Raw genomic sequence first — 15,822 nt, forward strand, 5'->3', positions numbered from 1 at the left:
TATGGGAAGAGATAAAGATTTACAAGACGCATTTAAACATTTAGTTGCACGAGACCCAGAAACATTTATTGCTACTGTCACTAAAGTAGATAAAGAAACCAAGACCATTGAAATAGTTGACACTGATGGTTTCGATTTTGATGAAGTTCGATTAACTAGTGTAATAGATGACACCAACAAAGTGGTTCAGTACCCAAAAGAAGAAACTTCTGTTCTAGTAACTAGAATAGGCGGTGATGAAAACACCTTATTTGTAAGTGCTATGAGTGAAGTAGAAAGTATAGAAGGTACAATTGAAGAAACTCATTTTCTCATCGATAAAGATGGTTACACAATTGAAAAAGGAGAAGATGATGTTCTTTTAAATATTTCTGATGACGGATATCTTATTAAAAAAGGCAATGTGCGTTTAAAAGATATCATTAATGAAATTCAAAATCAGATTGGAAGTCTATGTGACGAAGTAAATAAAATTGTTGTTTCCATTGGAGTTACTCCAAATGTAGCTGCGATAACACAGATTAAAACTGCTGTTACCGATACCTTGAATACTGAAATAGATAAAATTTTAAAACCTTAGCTATGCCATTAAATAAAGTTGCTTTAGAAGCTCAAATCAAAAGTATTTTGGCTCCTTCTAATAACACAGAAAACAACTACGAACAAGTTGCTTCTCAATTAGCAAGCGCTATAGACACTTACGTAAAAACAATGACAATAATTGGACTTGGAAATCAAGGTGCTCCATTAAGCCTAACTGTTACATAGTATGAGAGAGTTCTTAGAAAATCACATAGATATTATCATTGGATATCTATTTGGAGCTGGAGGAATCATAACAGCCTTAACAGAAAGAAAAAAAAGAAGACAAGAGCTTGTAAAAGGAGAAACTCAAAACCAACAACAAGTAGTGGATTTATATCAAGAAGCCTTAGACGATTTGAAAAAGAGATATGATGAAAAATTTAGTGAATTGGAATGTGAAATAAAACAATTGAGAACCAATTTAGATTTATGGAAAGGCAAGTATCTCGATTTAAAAGACGAGTTTGAAAAATATAAAAGTGATGATCTCACTAGTGAAGTATAAAACTGAGAAAAGTAGTTAAAACAAACCAACGAAAAAGTTAAAAATAAGCTAATTATAATACCAAAACAGCTTACAAATCTTAATATAGCTTACTCGTTAAACCAAATAAAAATGAAAATGAAAATTAACTACTTAGAGTGCCCTAAGAAAATCCCTTTAATCTATTCTTCTGAAAAAAATCATTTTATGATGACAGAATCTATTGAAGTTAGACTATCTGATGGCAGATTATTACTAATTCCGAAAGGATACACCACCCGATTATTTAGTAAAGCTAATCCCTGGAAATTAAACTCTCCTTTATCACGAAGGAGAGTGATTTCCAAATTAATTCACAAAAGACTATGGACAGAAAAAATTAGTGAAATAGAATATTTCGGAAGCATTTACGAAGCTTTTGTCTTCTCTAATACAGAATATTACAAGTGGAAAATAGGATTAATACCTAGACTAAAAATTTTACATTTTTTAGAGAATCTTTATTACAAACACCTTTCAATAAATAGCTATATAAAAACAAGATAACCATGGCTACTGTACAAGAAATTAAAAATAAAATGATTTTAGCTAAAGACAATGAAATTGATTTAGCTGAACTAAATAGCAAAAGTAAAACCTCTATATGGAATTTAATACTTTACATAGTAGCAGTAAGTTTTCAAGACATCAAAACTTATTTTGATGCGCATAGAAAAAATGTAGACACTGCATTGAAAAATGAAAAATACGGAACTTTAGCATGGTATAGAAAGAAAGCTTTAGATTTTCAAAACGGATTTGATTTAATCACAGATAGTGATCTTTTCGATAATACCGATGCTACTGAAGAAGAAATTGAGGATTCAAAGATTATCAAATATGCTGCAGTTACTGAAGGTGATAATTTAGGAACAGTTGTTATAAAAATAGCTACAGAAGAAAATAGCAAACTTAAACCTATTACTAATGAAGTAGAAAAAGCTGTACAAGCTTACTTTGAAGAAATTAAAATTGCAGGAACTCGAATATCTGTCACCAATTCATTCCCAGATAAATTGTTTTTGAATATGGAAATTCAGATAGATCCTTTAGTCTTAAACTCCAATGGTTTACACAAACGAGATGGTAATAATCCGGTAGAAGAAACTATTATTCAATTTTTAAAAGAACTTCCTTTTAATGGTGAATTAGTTCTTCAAGATTTAGAAATCAGATTACGAAAAATCGATGGTATAAAAATAGCTGAAATTCAAAGAGCTATGAGTAGCTGGATTAATCCTGTGCTGGGAGAATATGGTGTACCCAATGAGATAGACACCAAACGTATTCCAGAAAGTGGATATTTTGAAATCGTAAATTTTAATGATATTAAATATGTGGTATAGAATAGACATTTTTAAATGGACTACTCTATTATTACCTACACATTTAAGAAAGCCTAAAATTATAGCTTTTTTAAAAGTATTAATTACTCCTTTGAGTAGTCTTTACGATAAATTTATAATCGATCAACAAGATGACTTTTTCTACTTAAAACATAACGCTCAAGTATGTTATTTAAGAAAGGCTCTAAACGATCAGTTTGATCCTGTAAATCGCGAAATTACACTCTCTGACGGTAATAGATTCGAAAGAATTTACATTTACACAAGAGCAGAAGAAACACCACTGTTTTTAACGAAACTCACATTAAACTCAAGAGACGATTATTCAGATACTGGTGTAGATTACATTGTAGGAATTCCTAATAATTTATCAAATCAAGAAAACGAAATAAATGCATTAATAAACCGATTTAATGCAGCAACCAAACGATATAAACTAGTAACAAATGAATAGAATAAACTTTCAACAAAGCATTGGTTTTCCATTAGAAACTAATACGCTTCATGAAATGCAAAATACATATTCCATCTTTAATGAATTAGGTGAAATTACAGGAAATAAATCTATTATAAAAGGATGTATTGAAACTGGTCAAGATATAAGTGATGGTATAGTATACATAAATGGAGAATTATTAGAATTTAAAGGTGGCTTAAAGCAATCAACAATAATTATTGTAGAGGAAATTACTCAAGTTGAATTTGAAGACGGACAAAGTAGAGATACATATTTTAAAAGGTATGCAAAATTTGGATCTGGTATAGATAGTATAGCTTGGAGCGAATTAAAAAGAATTGATAACCTTCAAGTGACTAAGAATAACATCAATACTTTAAATAATCGCATTAATGTTACTAACAACAATGTTGATACGTTAGAAAATAATACTCAAACCAATTTCAATACTCTTGAAAATCAATTTCAAAGTGAAATAAACACACTTGAAACGAATATACAGAACCTTCAAAATCAATTAAATAACACAAACACTAAAATTCAACAATTAGAAGTTCAAACGATACACAAAGAAGTTAAATGGGTAGGTAGAAATGTTACTAATAGAGATTTACCTAATAACTGGTTTATTGCTAATGGACAAAATGGAACTGATAATATTCTAGGTAAAATGATTGTAGGATATAATAGTAGCGAAATAGAATTTGATACTATAGGAAAAACAGGTGGTGAGAAAGAAGTTGTTTTAACAGTGCCTCAGTTACCTCGTCACGGTCACAGACTTACTATTGGAGGTACAAGCCTTAATTGGTGGGACGAAGGTGATAATAGACTTTCTGGTCACGACCATGAAGCTAGTGACAACTCCAATCTAATTGATACTCTGGGAACTGGTATTACTGGAGAAGACCAACCACACAACAACCTTCCTCCTTACATCACAATGCTTCCTATTCAATTTATTAAACCTTAGTTAAATCAAATATGTTTTTTACTTATGAAAAATCAAGTAACAGTTAGAAACAATCAGTCGTTTTTCGATATCGCTATACAAACCACAGGAATTGCTTCAAACGCTATATTAATCGCGCAAGCAAATAACTTATCTCCAACAGATAAGTTGGTAGTTGGCACTTCACTGATCATTCCAGATGAAGCAACAACAGATCCTACTATCAAAAATTATTACGATCGTCAGAGTTTATTACCTGCATCTGGATTAACAAAAAACGAAGAAGATATAACTCAAGGACTTCAAGGGATTGGATATTGGACTATTGGATCAAGTTTTAAAGTTGAAGGTCAAAGTAACATAGTTCTAGATGATGTAGACATTATTGTATCAGACAAATCCTTTTTATTAAAAAATAGTTAAAAAACCCATCAAAAAAGAAAAATGAAAACTAGTATAGACATTTTAAAAACCTGGTTTCAGACTGGTGACAAACCTACAGAAACTCAATTCGAAAATTTAATAGACAGCTTTCATCACAAAGATGATGGTAACCTAATAAAAGACTATGAAATATTTGATAATGGAAATGTTTCATTCACTTTTTCCGATGGAAATACAGCCAAAATTGAAAAGTTTGTTCTTCCTAACACCATGCCTCAAAATTTTATTCAAGGCTTAGTAGAAACATTAAATAGTAAGGTAAACTTTGAAACTGGCAAACAATTATCTGATGAAAATTTTACTACTGCACTACAACAAAAACTTTTAGAGTTAAAAAATTATGTGCATCCAGAGTTTCATCAAATAACAGAGATAAAAGGATTACAAGAAGCTATTGAAAGTAAAGTAGATATAGTTGCTGGTAAGCAATTATCTGACGAAAACTTTAGTACTGAAGAAAAAGAAAAATTAGCAGGATTAGAAAATTACACAGCTCCAGACTCAAAACCAATAAGTTATATTGAAGAGCTTGAAGATACTTTAGCAAAAATCAACCAAGACCTTGAAACTAAAGTCGAAATCGTAGAAGGAAAACAACTTTCTGATGAAAACTTTACAATAGTAGAGAAAGAAAAACTAGCAAGTTTCAACATCAATACTTTCGCTTCCATTTCTGATGGAACAAACACTATAGAAGCTAATGGACAGGCTGATCAAATTGTTTTTGATGGAGTAACGATAGATCCTGATCTAAAAGTTATAAAAGTAGAAGGCGGTACTCTTCCAGAAAATATTCCCATGAGTAAGATTGAAGATCTTCAACAAGAAATTGAGAGTATTTATATGTCTATTGATGAAAAAGCGAGTCAAGAAGATATACAAATAGAATTAAACGCTATAAACGAAGATCTAAATAACAAAATTGATGAAGGAGGTTTAGAGCCTTATATTCAAAATTTAGAAGAGCAAATTAATGATAAAGTTGATAGTACTGAATTTTATGATGAACTAGATCAAATTAAATCTGATATAGATAATAAATTAGATGAAAGTCAAGTTGATGACAAAATCGCTGATGTGAAATCTGAATTGGATTCTATAAACGAAGACTTAAATAATAAAATTGATGAAGCTGCCTTAGAGCCATACATTCAAAATTTAGAAGAGCAAATTAATGACAAAATTAGCGGTATTGAATTTCATGATGAGTTAGACCAAATTAAGTTAGATATAGATAATAAATTAGATGAAAGTCAAGTTGACGATAAAATCGCTGATGTGAAATCTGAATTAGATAATAAGGTCGATAAAGTTCCAGGAAAACAATTATCTACAAATGATTTTACAACAGCCGAAAAACAAAAACTTGCTGATTTAGGAAACCAAAGCTTAAAAATATATAAAGATTCAAAATCTGTGTTCCATGATCCTGAAGACTTAAAAGCTGGAAAAATAGATTTATTAGATCAATCTTTTATTGCATATGAGTTACTTAGAGGTTTTAACACAATAAAAATTAACTGTTCTATTCGATGTTACATCCCTAATAACGTTCAGGTTACACAGGATAAGTTTAATTTTTCTGTAGAACTTGGCTTAATTAGAAATTTAAATTTTGCTTATCCATTATTTAATGTATCAGTTATAAACTTTGATCAAACAAAGCTTAGTTACATAAACGATATCACTTTAATAACAGATTTGGTTACACATAATGCGAATGGTGTAAAATTCATCACTCAAAATATTGAAATAGATTGTTCTAAGCCAATACAAACATCATATTCAAAAACAGAAACGTATCCAAGAGATTATTTCGATTATCCATTATCTGAAACTCCTAATAAAACTGATAAAAATAAATTACTACTAAACTTTACAAGCTCTCCATTTAGAATATGGGCACAGGCTTCAGCAGTTATGGTGTATTAAACTTTTTTAAACTCAACAAATGAAAACAAGTATCGATATTCTTAAAACCTGGTTTCAAACTGGTGATAAACCAACAGAAAATCAGTTCGAAAATCTTATTGATAGTTTTTATCATAAAGATGATGGAAATATTATTACATCCTATAAAATATATGATAATGGAAATATTTCATTTACGTTCTCTGATGGTAATAACGCTTCTTTTGAAAAGTTCATTTTACCAAACACAATGCCTGTTAACTTTATTGATGGTCTTGTAAATACGTTAAATTCTAAAGTTAACACTGAAACAGGTAAGCAACTATCTGAAGAGAACTTTACCTCAGAATTAAAACAGAAGTTAGAAGATCTGAATAATTATATTCATCCTGAATTTCATCAAATTACAGAAATAGAAGGACTTCAAGAAATCATTGAAAACAAAGTAGATATTACAGACGGTAAACAACTTTCAGACGAAAATTTCACTACTGAAGAAAAAGCCAAACTTGCTAGCTTAGAGAATTATGTTGCTCCAGATTCAAAACCCATAAGTTATATCGAAGAGCTTGAAGATTCTTTAACTAAAATAAATCAGGATTTAGATGGTAAAGTAGACAATATCGACGGTAAACAACTCTCAGACGAGAACTTTACTACTGAAGAAAAAGAAAAACTAGCCAATTTTAATATCAATACTTTTTCTAGTGTTACTGATGGTGAAAATAGTATTGAGGCAAACGGGCAAGCAGATCAGCTAGTTTTTAAAGGAGCTAAAATCGATACTGATAATAACATAATTGTTGTAGAAAATAATAGTTCGATTATTGAAATTGATATCGATCTAGAATATTTTAACACCAAAGATGATAAAGAAATAAAAACAATAACACTCTTAAAAAACCCTGAAAAAAATAGTGTTATTATACCTAAAAACGTCACTATAGTTGGGTACACAGAACCTTTTACAGAATATGGATATGTTTTATCCTTAGCCTTTGCAGATTTAACTAAAGAATCACCATATGAAAGAACATTTCATACATTTTTATTAGCTAATCTTAGTAATTATTCAGCTGAAAATCCATCTATTAATAACACACCTTTATTTATTAGGCATGAAGATTTAAAAGCATATACACGCAATTTTCAACAAGGAATAAAACTCATTGGTGAACCAAACAAAATAATAGATACGCTAAAAGGTAAACTAAAGATTAGAATGGAATATTTCACTTTAAAAGTTAGAGAAGAATCTATTGATACGGGACCGGTTTCGGTAATTATTTAACGTTAACCCTTATAAAAATTAAATGAAAACAAGTTTAGACATATTAAAGAGTTGGTTCCAAACTGGAGACAAACCTACTGAAAATCAATTTGCAAATCTTTTAGATAGTTTTCATCATAAAGATGATGGAAATATTATCGCCGACTATACGATTTTTGATAATGGAAATGTATCTTTTACTTTTTCTGATGGTAAAACTGCAGAAATACAAAAATTTGTACTTCCTAATACTATGCCTCAAAATTTTATTGATGGTTTAGTAGAAGTTTTAAATTCAAAGGTAAACAACGAAGCAGGAAAACAATTATCGGACGAAAATTTCACAACAGTTCTAAAGCAGAAACTAACTGAATTAGAAAATTATATACACCCTGAATTTCACGAAATCACTGATATTAATGGTTTACAAGAAGCCATAGAAAGCAAAGTTGATTATGTTGAAGGAAAGCAATTATCTGATGAAAATTTTTCAAGCGAAGAAAAAGAAAAGTTAGCCAGTTTAAGTAATTATATAGCTCCAGAAACAAAACCAATAAGTTATATTGAAGAACTTGAAGAAACATTAACTAAAATTAATCAAGATTTAGAGGACAAAGTTAATGCTGTAGATGGCAAACAACTTTCTGATGAAAATTTTTCAACTGAAGAAAAAGAAAAGTTAGCTAATTTCAATAGTAATACATTTTCATCTATCTCTGACGGGGAAAATATAATTACTGCAAATGGACAAGCAGATAAACTTACTTTTGAAGGAGTTACGATAAATGTAGATGAAAAAATCATTACAATTAATCAACCAGAAATCCCTACTTCATTACCGATAAGTAGTATTGAAAATTTACAAGAAGAATTAGATGATTTAAACACATCACTTAGCGAAAAAATCGACTCTAGTGAACTTCGAAATGAATTAGACCAGGTAAATGAAGAAATTAACAACAAAGTTGATTATGAAGATTTATCAAATACAGTTCAAGAAATTGAAGGTAATCTAGAAGAGAAAGTAGAACGTAGTGATTTCTCTATAATTGAGGATAAAATCAATGAAATTGAAGGTAACTTAGACGATAAACTAGATGTGAGTGAATTCACACCTACTCGTGACAAAATCAATGAAATTGAAAGCAATCTAGACGATAAATTAGATGTGAGTGAGTTCACTCCTACCCGTGATAAAATCAATGAAATTGAAAATAATTTAGACGATAAACTAGATGTGAGTGAGTTCACACCTACCCGTGATAAAATCAATGAAATTGAAAATAATTTAGACAATAAATTAGATGTGAGTGAGTTTACTCCTACTCGCGATAAAATCAATGAAATTGAAAGTAATCTAGATGATAAATTAGATGTGAGTGAGTTCACTCCTACCCGTGATAAAATCAATGAAATTGAAAATAACTTAGACGACAAACTAAATGTGAGTGAGTTCACACCTACTCGCGATAAAATCAATGAAATTGAAAGTAATCTAGACGATAAACTAGACGTGAGTGAGTTCACACCTACTCGCGATAAAATCAATGAAATTGAAAATAATTTAGACGATAAAGTAGATAAAGAAAGTGATAAACAACTATCTAGTAATGATTTTACAGATAAAGACAAAACAAAATTAGCCAATCTTAGTTTAAATAATTTTAGTAGAATTTCAGATGGTATTCGTACAATCAATGTTACTAAACCAAATGATCAGATTATTTTTAACGGTGCAACTGTAAACCCTGTTAATAATACTATAACTATTGATTCAACTAATAATCAGAACATTTTTCCAGAATTCAATTTTTCTTGGGGAAGTAAATCTAGAGATTATGTTAAAAATTATAGTAACGATCCTAAAAGCTCTTATTCAGGTAATGTTAATCTTTTAGAATGTGAATTGATCAATGGTTCAGATGATATTTTAAAGTATGATCCTAAAATATTACTGTACCGATATAAATCAAAAAAGAAAATTACTTATTACGATAAAGTAACTAATAAACCTTTTCTTTTTACTAAAAAAGCAAGATTTTATCATTATGAAGATCAAGGTAAAAGAAACACCGTAATACCTATTTCTAGTCGTAAGGTTGTATTAGATTTTGGTTTAGAGCATTTTTTCAAAAAGGAACTTCCTCCTTCAAATGTTCTATTTGCTCAAGGAATGAAAAATTCAAATGAGAGTACACTTTATAGAAAAAAAGGCCGTTCACAAGCACATTTTTATATCAAATTAAGATTACAATTAACAAATAAAGAAAAAACAATTTTATCTCCTTTTTCTGAAACTCTGAGAGTTTTTATAGATCAAAATGAAGAGTATAAAATTAGTTTTGAAAGAACCTAATATTCATAACAAAGTCGCTCTTAAATGAGCTACTCCAAAAGGTAACTCTTAAATGAGATGCCCCACAAAATAGCTCTCGTAATGAGCTAAGTATTCTTGGAAAAAGACAGCTACACTAGTAGTTGTCTCCAAGGATACAAAATAGAAAACGAAATCATTCATAACAAAGTCGCTCTTAAATGAGCTACTCCAAAAGGCAACTCTTAAATGAGATGCCCCACAAAATAGCTCTCGTAATGAGCTAAGTATCCTTGGTAAAAGACAGCTACAATGGTAGCTGTCTCCAAGGATACAAAACAGAAAACGAAATCATTCATAACAAAATCGCTCTTAAATGAGCTACTACAAAAGGCAACTCTTAAATGAGATGCCCCACAAAATAGCTCTCGTAATGAGCTAAGTATCCTTGGAAAAAGACAGCTACATTGGTAGTTGTCTCCGAGGATACAAAATAGAAAACAAAATCATTTACAAACAAAGTCGCTCTTAAATGAGCTACTCCAAAAGGTAACTCTTAAATGAGATGCCCCACGAAATAGCTCTCGTAATGAGCTAAGTATCATTGGAAAAAGACAGCTACACTGGTAGTTGTCTCCGAGTATACAAAATAGAAAACAAATTAACATCTATTAAATAATTAAGCATCATGGCAAGAAGTATTAATGAAATACAAGAAAGTATTCTTGAGGGTATTAATTCCGATACTGAATTAAATGCACTAGAAGTATTAACAAATAATGAAAAAGATAGTTTAACAAGCAACTCTAAAGTCTCTATTTGGCGATTATTTGTATTTATTATTTCAGTAAGCTTTTGGACAATAGAAAAGCTTTTCGACACATTAAAGCTAGAAATAGAAGAGTTATTATACTTATTAAAACCCCATAAACCTAGCTGGTACAGAAAAAAAGTACTTGATTTTCAGTTTGGTCATGAACTTAATGAAAAAGATGTTTATGACAATGATGGGTTAACTGTAAAACAAATTGAAGATGCAAAAGTTGTAAAATACGCAGCTGTAGTAGAAATTAACTCAATTTTATATGTAAAAGTTGCAGGAGAGAACAATACAGTTAGAACAAAACTTACAGATACTCAGGAAGCAGCACTTACACAATATATTAAATTGATTAGAGATGCTGGTGTAAAAGTAGTTGTTATTAATAGAGATGCAGATCTTTTACAACTTGAAATAGACGCTTATTATAATCCTTTAGAAATTGATGCTAGTGGTGCTCGTTTAGATGGTTCTGATAATGAACCTCTACAAAACAAATTAAGACAGTACTTAAAAGAATTTGAATTTAATGGTGAACTTGTTTTAACAAAACTTACAGATCAATTACAACAAGTACAAGGAATTGAAATGCCCGTTATAAAAGAAGCTTTCTACAAATTTGGAAATCAAGAAGATTGGACGCCAATTAATGAAACATATCAATCTGATGCAGGGCATATGAAAATCAAAGAAGAAAACTTAACCATTAATTGGATACCTAGAGATGTCACGTTATAAAATATATGATACGGATTTTTATAAACAGATTAGTTTATTGCTTCCAACATTCAAACGAAAATCAAAGATTATAAATTTTCTAAAATCTCTGATAAAACCCTTGACTGAACTGTATCAAGTTTTTAAACGATATAGAACAGAAACATTATATAAAATAAACCATAATGGCCAGGTTGTATACCTTCAAAAGGTATTAAATGATAGGTTTGATAAAACACAACGAAGAATATTTATCTCAGACGGATTGTTCAACAACCCAACTTATGTTTATCCACATGAAGATCAAAAAGATATTTATTTAAATACACAATACATTTTCAATCAAACTGAATTAGAATTTAAAGATGTTGATTTTGTTGTTGTACTTCCTTCAGATATTTCTGTATCCGATGAAGAGGATATTCGAATGAGATCTTTAATAAATTATTATAAACTAGCTAGTAAAACATATAAAATAACTACACAAAATGAATAGATTAGATTTATTTGACGGAGGTTTTCCGTTAGCTACTGAAACTTTAGATTTCTTACAAGGTCAAAGTCAAATGGCTGCTACTTTAACTGCTTTGGGCGGAAGTGACACTTATATTTTATCTGGGGTGACCACCCAAGGGAGTAATGTTACTAATGGAATGATTGTTTATAAAGGAGAGATTTTACCTTTTACAGGAGGTCCTATTCAATCTAATGTAACTATTATAGAAGATAAAGAACAGGTTACTTATCAAACAGATCAAGATGGCGATGGTTTAGGAGACGAAAAATCGGCTTATGTGAGAAGAAGAGCTGAATTTGGAACTTCTGGAGTAGAAACATTTAATTTTTCTGAATTAAAACCATTCATACAAGGTGTTGTTAACCAAATGTTCACTACATTTTTTAAAGATGTAAGGTTACCTTATGTGGGAGCTATTGAAGACATTCCTGAAGGATGGGAATTATGTGAAATTTTATCTGGACATTTCCCTGTGATTTACGATCCTAGCAATTCAGATTATAATGTAATTGGAAAAACAGGTGGAGACAATACTAGAACTTTAACTCAGGCACAAATACCTCCTCATGATCACACTGGTTCTACTTCAACAAATGGAAACCACGGACACACTGGAGGAACTTCAACTGCTGGAAATCATACGCATTCAGGTGGAACTTCATCTGCTGGAAATCATAGACATACTGGTTCTACTTCAACTAATGGGCATCACACACACGGAATTCCTAATGATTATAACCTAACACCTAATAGACCAGATACTAGTGTTCGAGAATGGGGAGGACACACTGGTGGTATTGATCAATATGTTAACACTTTAGGAGCTGGTAGTCATAATCATAGTTTTACTTCTAATTATGCAGGAACACATTCACATAGTATTTCTGTAAACCCTGCTGGAAATCATACTCATAGTATTACTACAAATGTTACTGGAAATCATAGTCATACTTTTAAAACACAAAAAACAGGAAGCGGACAGGCATTCGATAATAGACCAAAATATAAAGTTATTGCTCTCATTAAATACGTAGGTTTAGATCCTATTTCGTAAAATAAATAACCTCATCAAACCGCTTTTTAAGCGGTTTTTTTCTTTGAAGTTAATTTACAGTGTTTTTCCTTATTTGTAAACTTCATAAAAACACTAATTTAGTAACTCATTATTCCCCCGCGTTCCCTTCAAATCTAAACGCATTACAAGCCTCTATCTAGAGGCTTTCTTTTTTTATATACTTTAAAGAAAAACTCGTACTTTCATTATATGAAAAAAATAATACTACTCTTATCAATTTTATTACCACTATACCTAATTTCTCAAAATGAATCGAATATTACTAGATTCTTTTTTATTCGTCATGCTGAAAAAAAACTAACTCAAAAAGATCCAGATTTAACAAATAAAGGAGTTGCAAGAGCTAAAGAATGGGCTAATATGTTTAAACATTATAAAATCAGTAAAGTCTTTTCTACAAATTATAAAAGAACTATTCAAACTGCACAACCTATTGCAAAAATGTATGGCTTAAAAATACAAATTTACGATACCAAAAAAATTAACTCCAAAGAATTAATTAAAAGATCAAAAGGTGAAAATATAGTTATTGTTGGACATAGTAATACAATACCTTTCATAGTAAATAGATTTATAGGAAAGAAAAAATATAAAGAAATAAATGAAAGCATCTATGGTAACTTATATATTGTGACTGTACAAAACGGACACAAACAAGATTTACTTCTTTCTCTAAAATAAACACTATAAAAAATTAACATTAAAGCCTCAAAAGCTACTAACGTTAAATATTTAAACTTTATTCAACAAAAAAGGTTTTCGATATATATAAATGTTATTTTTTTAACAAAAAAAAGGAAAATAACTATTTTTTTAACACAAAAAAGAATCATCAATCCTTTTTAAAAAGTTAAAATAAAGTTAATTTATGTTAATTTTAGTTAAAAAAAGTAAGGCATTTAACATTTACAAAATTCAAAAAAACTACTTTATTTTTTTTCTGTTTATGTAGAAAAAGTATTGATTTTACTATTGCAACACAGATGTTATAAATTATTCTATTCTTACATATTCGACACGTTTTATTCTGTGAATCAAAAGCTAAACTCATCTATCACCGTTTTTTTTTTTCTCTTTATTTCTAAATTTGGGCAATCAATTAAATTTAATTAACCCTTCAAAATCATGAAAAATTTTAGTAAATTTTCTTTGGGTGCATTAGTAGTTTCTACTTTACTAATCACATCATGTCAAAACGAAAACACAGGAGACAATGGTCTAGACACTAACGTTGAAGCTAACGCTAGTGAAGGAAATGTAATTCCAGGACAATACATTGTTGTTTTCAAGGAAACTTCTGTTACTCCAACATCTAGATTATTATCAAAAACTAGATTTACAGACAGAAATTTAAAAGCAAAAGCAGTAGATGATATTTCTGACAAATCTATTGCTAAAATGAAAACTATTTTATCTGAAAACGGATTAGATCAAACTAACGTTTTAGATTATTACACTACTAAAATTTCTGGTTTAGCTGTTAAATTAAGCGATGTTGAGTTACAAAAATTATCTCAAGATCCTAATGTAGCTGCTATCGAACACGATAGAGTTGTTGAGCTTCCAGATTTTAAAGTAGAAGATGTTCAATCTAGAGGAATTTCTCAAAGAATGGCACAACAAACACCATGTGGAATTTCAAGAGCTGGTGGTTTTGCTAACGGTGCTGCAAAAGATGAGTGGATTTGGATTATTGATAGTGGTATCGATTTAGATCATCCAGATTTAAATGTAGTTACTAACACTACATATGCAAGATCTTTTGTTGGTGGTTCTGCTAACGATTGTAACGGTCATGGTACACACGTAGCTGGAACAGCGGCTGCAATTAATAATAATATTGGTGTAGTTGGTGTATCTGCTGGAGCAAGAGTTGTACCTGTAAGAGTATTTGGTTGTGGTGGATCTAGTGCTACTTCAACTATTTTAGCTGGTATCAATCACGTAGGTAGATACGATATCGCTGGTGATGTTGCTAACTTAAGTTTAGGTGGATTCTTTGGTTCTGGATGTGGAAGTAATTCTTCATATGTAAGTGCTATTAGAGGTTTAGGAAACGCTGGTACATTTGTATCTATAGCTGCTGGAAACAGTTCTGCTAACGCTGCAAATTATGACCCTGCTTGTATTAATGGTACAAACATTTTTACAGTAGCTTCTATGACTTGTAACCGTGGTTTTTCTTCTTTCTCAAACTACAACATGAATCCTGTTGATGTTATTGCAACTGGTAGTAGCGTAAGAAGTACATACTTAAATGGTGGTTATGCTACTTTAAGCGGAACTTCTATGGCGGCTCCTCACGTAGCTGGAATTATGCATGCTAGAGGTGGTGCTCCAAGGACTTCTGGTTCTGTTAGTAATAGAGGTGAAAACTATCCTATTGCTGTTAGATAAGCTAATACTTAATTCTTATTATAACATATCAACCACTTACACAAATGTGTAAGTGGTTTTTTTATTATACAAAGTCTCCCTTGATTTAAAGACAAGCTACAACTTTTAATTATTTATTTCTTCTCAGTTTACCTTTACAATACTTTAAACTTGTATTAAGTATCATAAACTACATAAAGCTATTTATCATGTACAGTGTTATTATTTATAACTAAAATGAAAGAATTAGTACCAATGTTTTAACACTTAAAAAAAGACATTGATTCATTTAAAAAACGATTTTTTTTAAGATAAACACAATAAAACAAAGAATAAAACCTATTTTTTTAACAAAAAAACACTTAAAAACCAATTTTATTAACATATGTTAACCTGCGAAAACACATGAAAAATAGTTAAATAAAAGTTAAATCATGTTAAATTAAGTTAAAAAAAGAAAAATAAAAATTGATGTTAAATTTCCAAAAAGTTAATCTTTTGATTCATTCTTTTTA

16 protein-coding genes are annotated in these 15,822 nt (G+C 30.0%); all 16 read left to right on the plus strand.

Annotation, left to right across the window (positions count from 1 at the left end):
* The first annotated feature begins 1 nt into the window (after nt 1).
* Entirely contained in the window at nt 2–580 is a 579-nt protein-coding gene (locus tag AQ1685_RS14010) for a hypothetical protein (protein WP_095073157.1), read from the plus strand.
* Between the two features lie 2 nt (nt 581–582).
* Nucleotides 583–768, plus strand: coding sequence for a hypothetical protein (locus AQ1685_RS14015; RefSeq protein WP_095073159.1), 186 nt, complete (start codon nt 583–585; stop codon nt 766–768).
* 1 nt (nt 769) lies between these two features.
* Nucleotides 770–1,090, plus strand: a complete 321-nt coding sequence (locus AQ1685_RS14020; protein ID WP_095073161.1) for a hypothetical protein — start codon at nt 770–772, stop codon at nt 1,088–1,090.
* Nucleotides 1,091–1,201: 111 nt separating this feature from the next.
* A complete protein-coding gene (locus tag AQ1685_RS14025; RefSeq protein WP_095073163.1) occupies nt 1,202–1,615 on the plus strand; it encodes a hypothetical protein in 414 nt (137 codons plus the stop codon).
* 2 nt (nt 1,616–1,617) lie between these two features.
* A complete protein-coding gene (locus AQ1685_RS14030; protein WP_095073165.1) occupies nt 1,618–2,454 on the plus strand; it encodes a nucleotidyltransferase in 837 nt (278 codons plus the stop codon).
* Nucleotides 2,444–2,908, plus strand: a complete 465-nt coding sequence (locus AQ1685_RS14035) for a hypothetical protein (RefSeq protein WP_157730233.1) — start codon at nt 2,444–2,446, stop codon at nt 2,906–2,908. The genes AQ1685_RS14030 and AQ1685_RS14035 overlap by 11 nt, the downstream gene beginning before the upstream one ends.
* The gene (locus AQ1685_RS14040; protein ID WP_095073169.1) at nt 2,901–3,884 is read left to right on the plus strand and encodes a phage baseplate protein; all 984 of its coding nucleotides are present in this window, start codon (nt 2,901–2,903) and stop codon (nt 3,882–3,884) included. Before AQ1685_RS14035 ends, AQ1685_RS14040 begins: the two co-directional genes overlap by 8 nt.
* A gap of 24 nt (nt 3,885–3,908) precedes the next feature.
* Nucleotides 3,909–4,286 (plus strand): LysM peptidoglycan-binding domain-containing protein, encoded by a 378-nt coding sequence (locus AQ1685_RS14045; RefSeq protein ID WP_095073171.1) that lies wholly within the window; start codon nt 3,909–3,911, stop codon nt 4,284–4,286.
* 21 nt (nt 4,287–4,307) lie between these two features.
* On the plus strand, nt 4,308–6,239 hold the full coding sequence (locus AQ1685_RS14050) for a hypothetical protein (RefSeq protein ID WP_095073174.1): 1,932 nt from the start codon (nt 4,308–4,310) through the stop codon (nt 6,237–6,239).
* A gap of 19 nt (nt 6,240–6,258) precedes the next feature.
* Nucleotides 6,259–7,509 carry a hypothetical protein gene (locus tag AQ1685_RS14055; protein ID WP_095073176.1) on the plus strand — a complete coding sequence of 417 codons (1,251 nt, stop codon included), beginning with the start codon at nt 6,259–6,261 and terminating at the stop codon, nt 7,507–7,509.
* 22 nt (nt 7,510–7,531) lie between these two features.
* Nucleotides 7,532–9,844: a hypothetical protein gene (locus tag AQ1685_RS14060; RefSeq protein WP_095073178.1), complete on the plus strand. Its 2,313-nt coding sequence runs from the start codon at nt 7,532–7,534 to the stop codon at nt 9,842–9,844.
* Nucleotides 9,845–10,490: 646 nt separating this feature from the next.
* A complete protein-coding gene (locus AQ1685_RS14065; RefSeq protein ID WP_095073180.1) occupies nt 10,491–11,360 on the plus strand; it encodes a nucleotidyltransferase in 870 nt (289 codons plus the stop codon).
* Nucleotides 11,361–11,460: 100 nt separating this feature from the next.
* On the plus strand, nt 11,461–11,835 hold the full coding sequence (locus tag AQ1685_RS14070; RefSeq protein ID WP_157730234.1) for a hypothetical protein: 375 nt from the start codon (nt 11,461–11,463) through the stop codon (nt 11,833–11,835).
* On the plus strand, nt 11,828–12,910 hold the full coding sequence (locus tag AQ1685_RS14075) for a hypothetical protein (protein ID WP_095073185.1): 1,083 nt from the start codon (nt 11,828–11,830) through the stop codon (nt 12,908–12,910). The genes AQ1685_RS14070 and AQ1685_RS14075 overlap by 8 nt, the downstream gene beginning before the upstream one ends.
* A gap of 210 nt (nt 12,911–13,120) precedes the next feature.
* Nucleotides 13,121–13,612, plus strand: a complete 492-nt coding sequence (locus AQ1685_RS14080; protein ID WP_095073187.1) for a phosphoglycerate mutase family protein — start codon at nt 13,121–13,123, stop codon at nt 13,610–13,612.
* A 444-nt stretch (nt 13,613–14,056) separates the two neighbouring features.
* A complete protein-coding gene (locus tag AQ1685_RS14085; protein ID WP_095073189.1) occupies nt 14,057–15,328 on the plus strand; it encodes a S8 family serine peptidase in 1,272 nt (423 codons plus the stop codon).
* The last annotated feature ends 494 nt before the right edge of the window (nt 15,329–15,822 follow it).

Origin of the sequence: Tenacibaculum jejuense, assembly GCF_900198195.1 — a bacterium.
Taxonomy (GTDB): domain Bacteria; phylum Bacteroidota; class Bacteroidia; order Flavobacteriales; family Flavobacteriaceae; genus Polaribacter; species Polaribacter jejuensis.

What these genes read in the sequence shown, in the direction of transcription:
- AQ1685_RS14085 (WP_095073189.1), top strand. Translation starts at nt 14,057, where the DNA reads ATGAAAAATTTTAGTAAATTTTCTTTGGGTGCATTAGTAGTTTCTACT.
- AQ1685_RS14045 (WP_095073171.1), top strand. Translation starts at nt 3,909, where the DNA reads ATGAAAAATCAAGTAACAGTTAGAAACAATCAGTCGTTTTTCGATATC.
- AQ1685_RS14020 (WP_095073161.1), top strand. Translation starts at nt 770, where the DNA reads ATGAGAGAGTTCTTAGAAAATCACATAGATATTATCATTGGATATCTA.
- AQ1685_RS14040 (WP_095073169.1), top strand. Translation starts at nt 2,901, where the DNA reads ATGAATAGAATAAACTTTCAACAAAGCATTGGTTTTCCATTAGAAACT.
- AQ1685_RS14065 (WP_095073180.1), top strand. Translation starts at nt 10,491, where the DNA reads ATGGCAAGAAGTATTAATGAAATACAAGAAAGTATTCTTGAGGGTATT.
- AQ1685_RS14015 (WP_095073159.1), top strand. Translation starts at nt 583, where the DNA reads ATGCCATTAAATAAAGTTGCTTTAGAAGCTCAAATCAAAAGTATTTTG.
- AQ1685_RS14050 (WP_095073174.1), top strand. Translation starts at nt 4,308, where the DNA reads ATGAAAACTAGTATAGACATTTTAAAAACCTGGTTTCAGACTGGTGAC.
- AQ1685_RS14035 (WP_157730233.1), top strand. Translation starts at nt 2,444, where the DNA reads ATGTGGTATAGAATAGACATTTTTAAATGGACTACTCTATTATTACCT.
- AQ1685_RS14055 (WP_095073176.1), top strand. Translation starts at nt 6,259, where the DNA reads ATGAAAACAAGTATCGATATTCTTAAAACCTGGTTTCAAACTGGTGAT.
- AQ1685_RS14075 (WP_095073185.1), top strand. Translation starts at nt 11,828, where the DNA reads ATGAATAGATTAGATTTATTTGACGGAGGTTTTCCGTTAGCTACTGAA.
- AQ1685_RS14060 (WP_095073178.1), top strand. Translation starts at nt 7,532, where the DNA reads ATGAAAACAAGTTTAGACATATTAAAGAGTTGGTTCCAAACTGGAGAC.
- AQ1685_RS14030 (WP_095073165.1), top strand. Translation starts at nt 1,618, where the DNA reads ATGGCTACTGTACAAGAAATTAAAAATAAAATGATTTTAGCTAAAGAC.
- AQ1685_RS14080 (WP_095073187.1), top strand. Translation starts at nt 13,121, where the DNA reads ATGAAAAAAATAATACTACTCTTATCAATTTTATTACCACTATACCTA.
- AQ1685_RS14025 (WP_095073163.1), top strand. Translation starts at nt 1,202, where the DNA reads ATGAAAATGAAAATTAACTACTTAGAGTGCCCTAAGAAAATCCCTTTA.
- AQ1685_RS14010 (WP_095073157.1), top strand. Translation starts at nt 2, where the DNA reads ATGGGAAGAGATAAAGATTTACAAGACGCATTTAAACATTTAGTTGCA.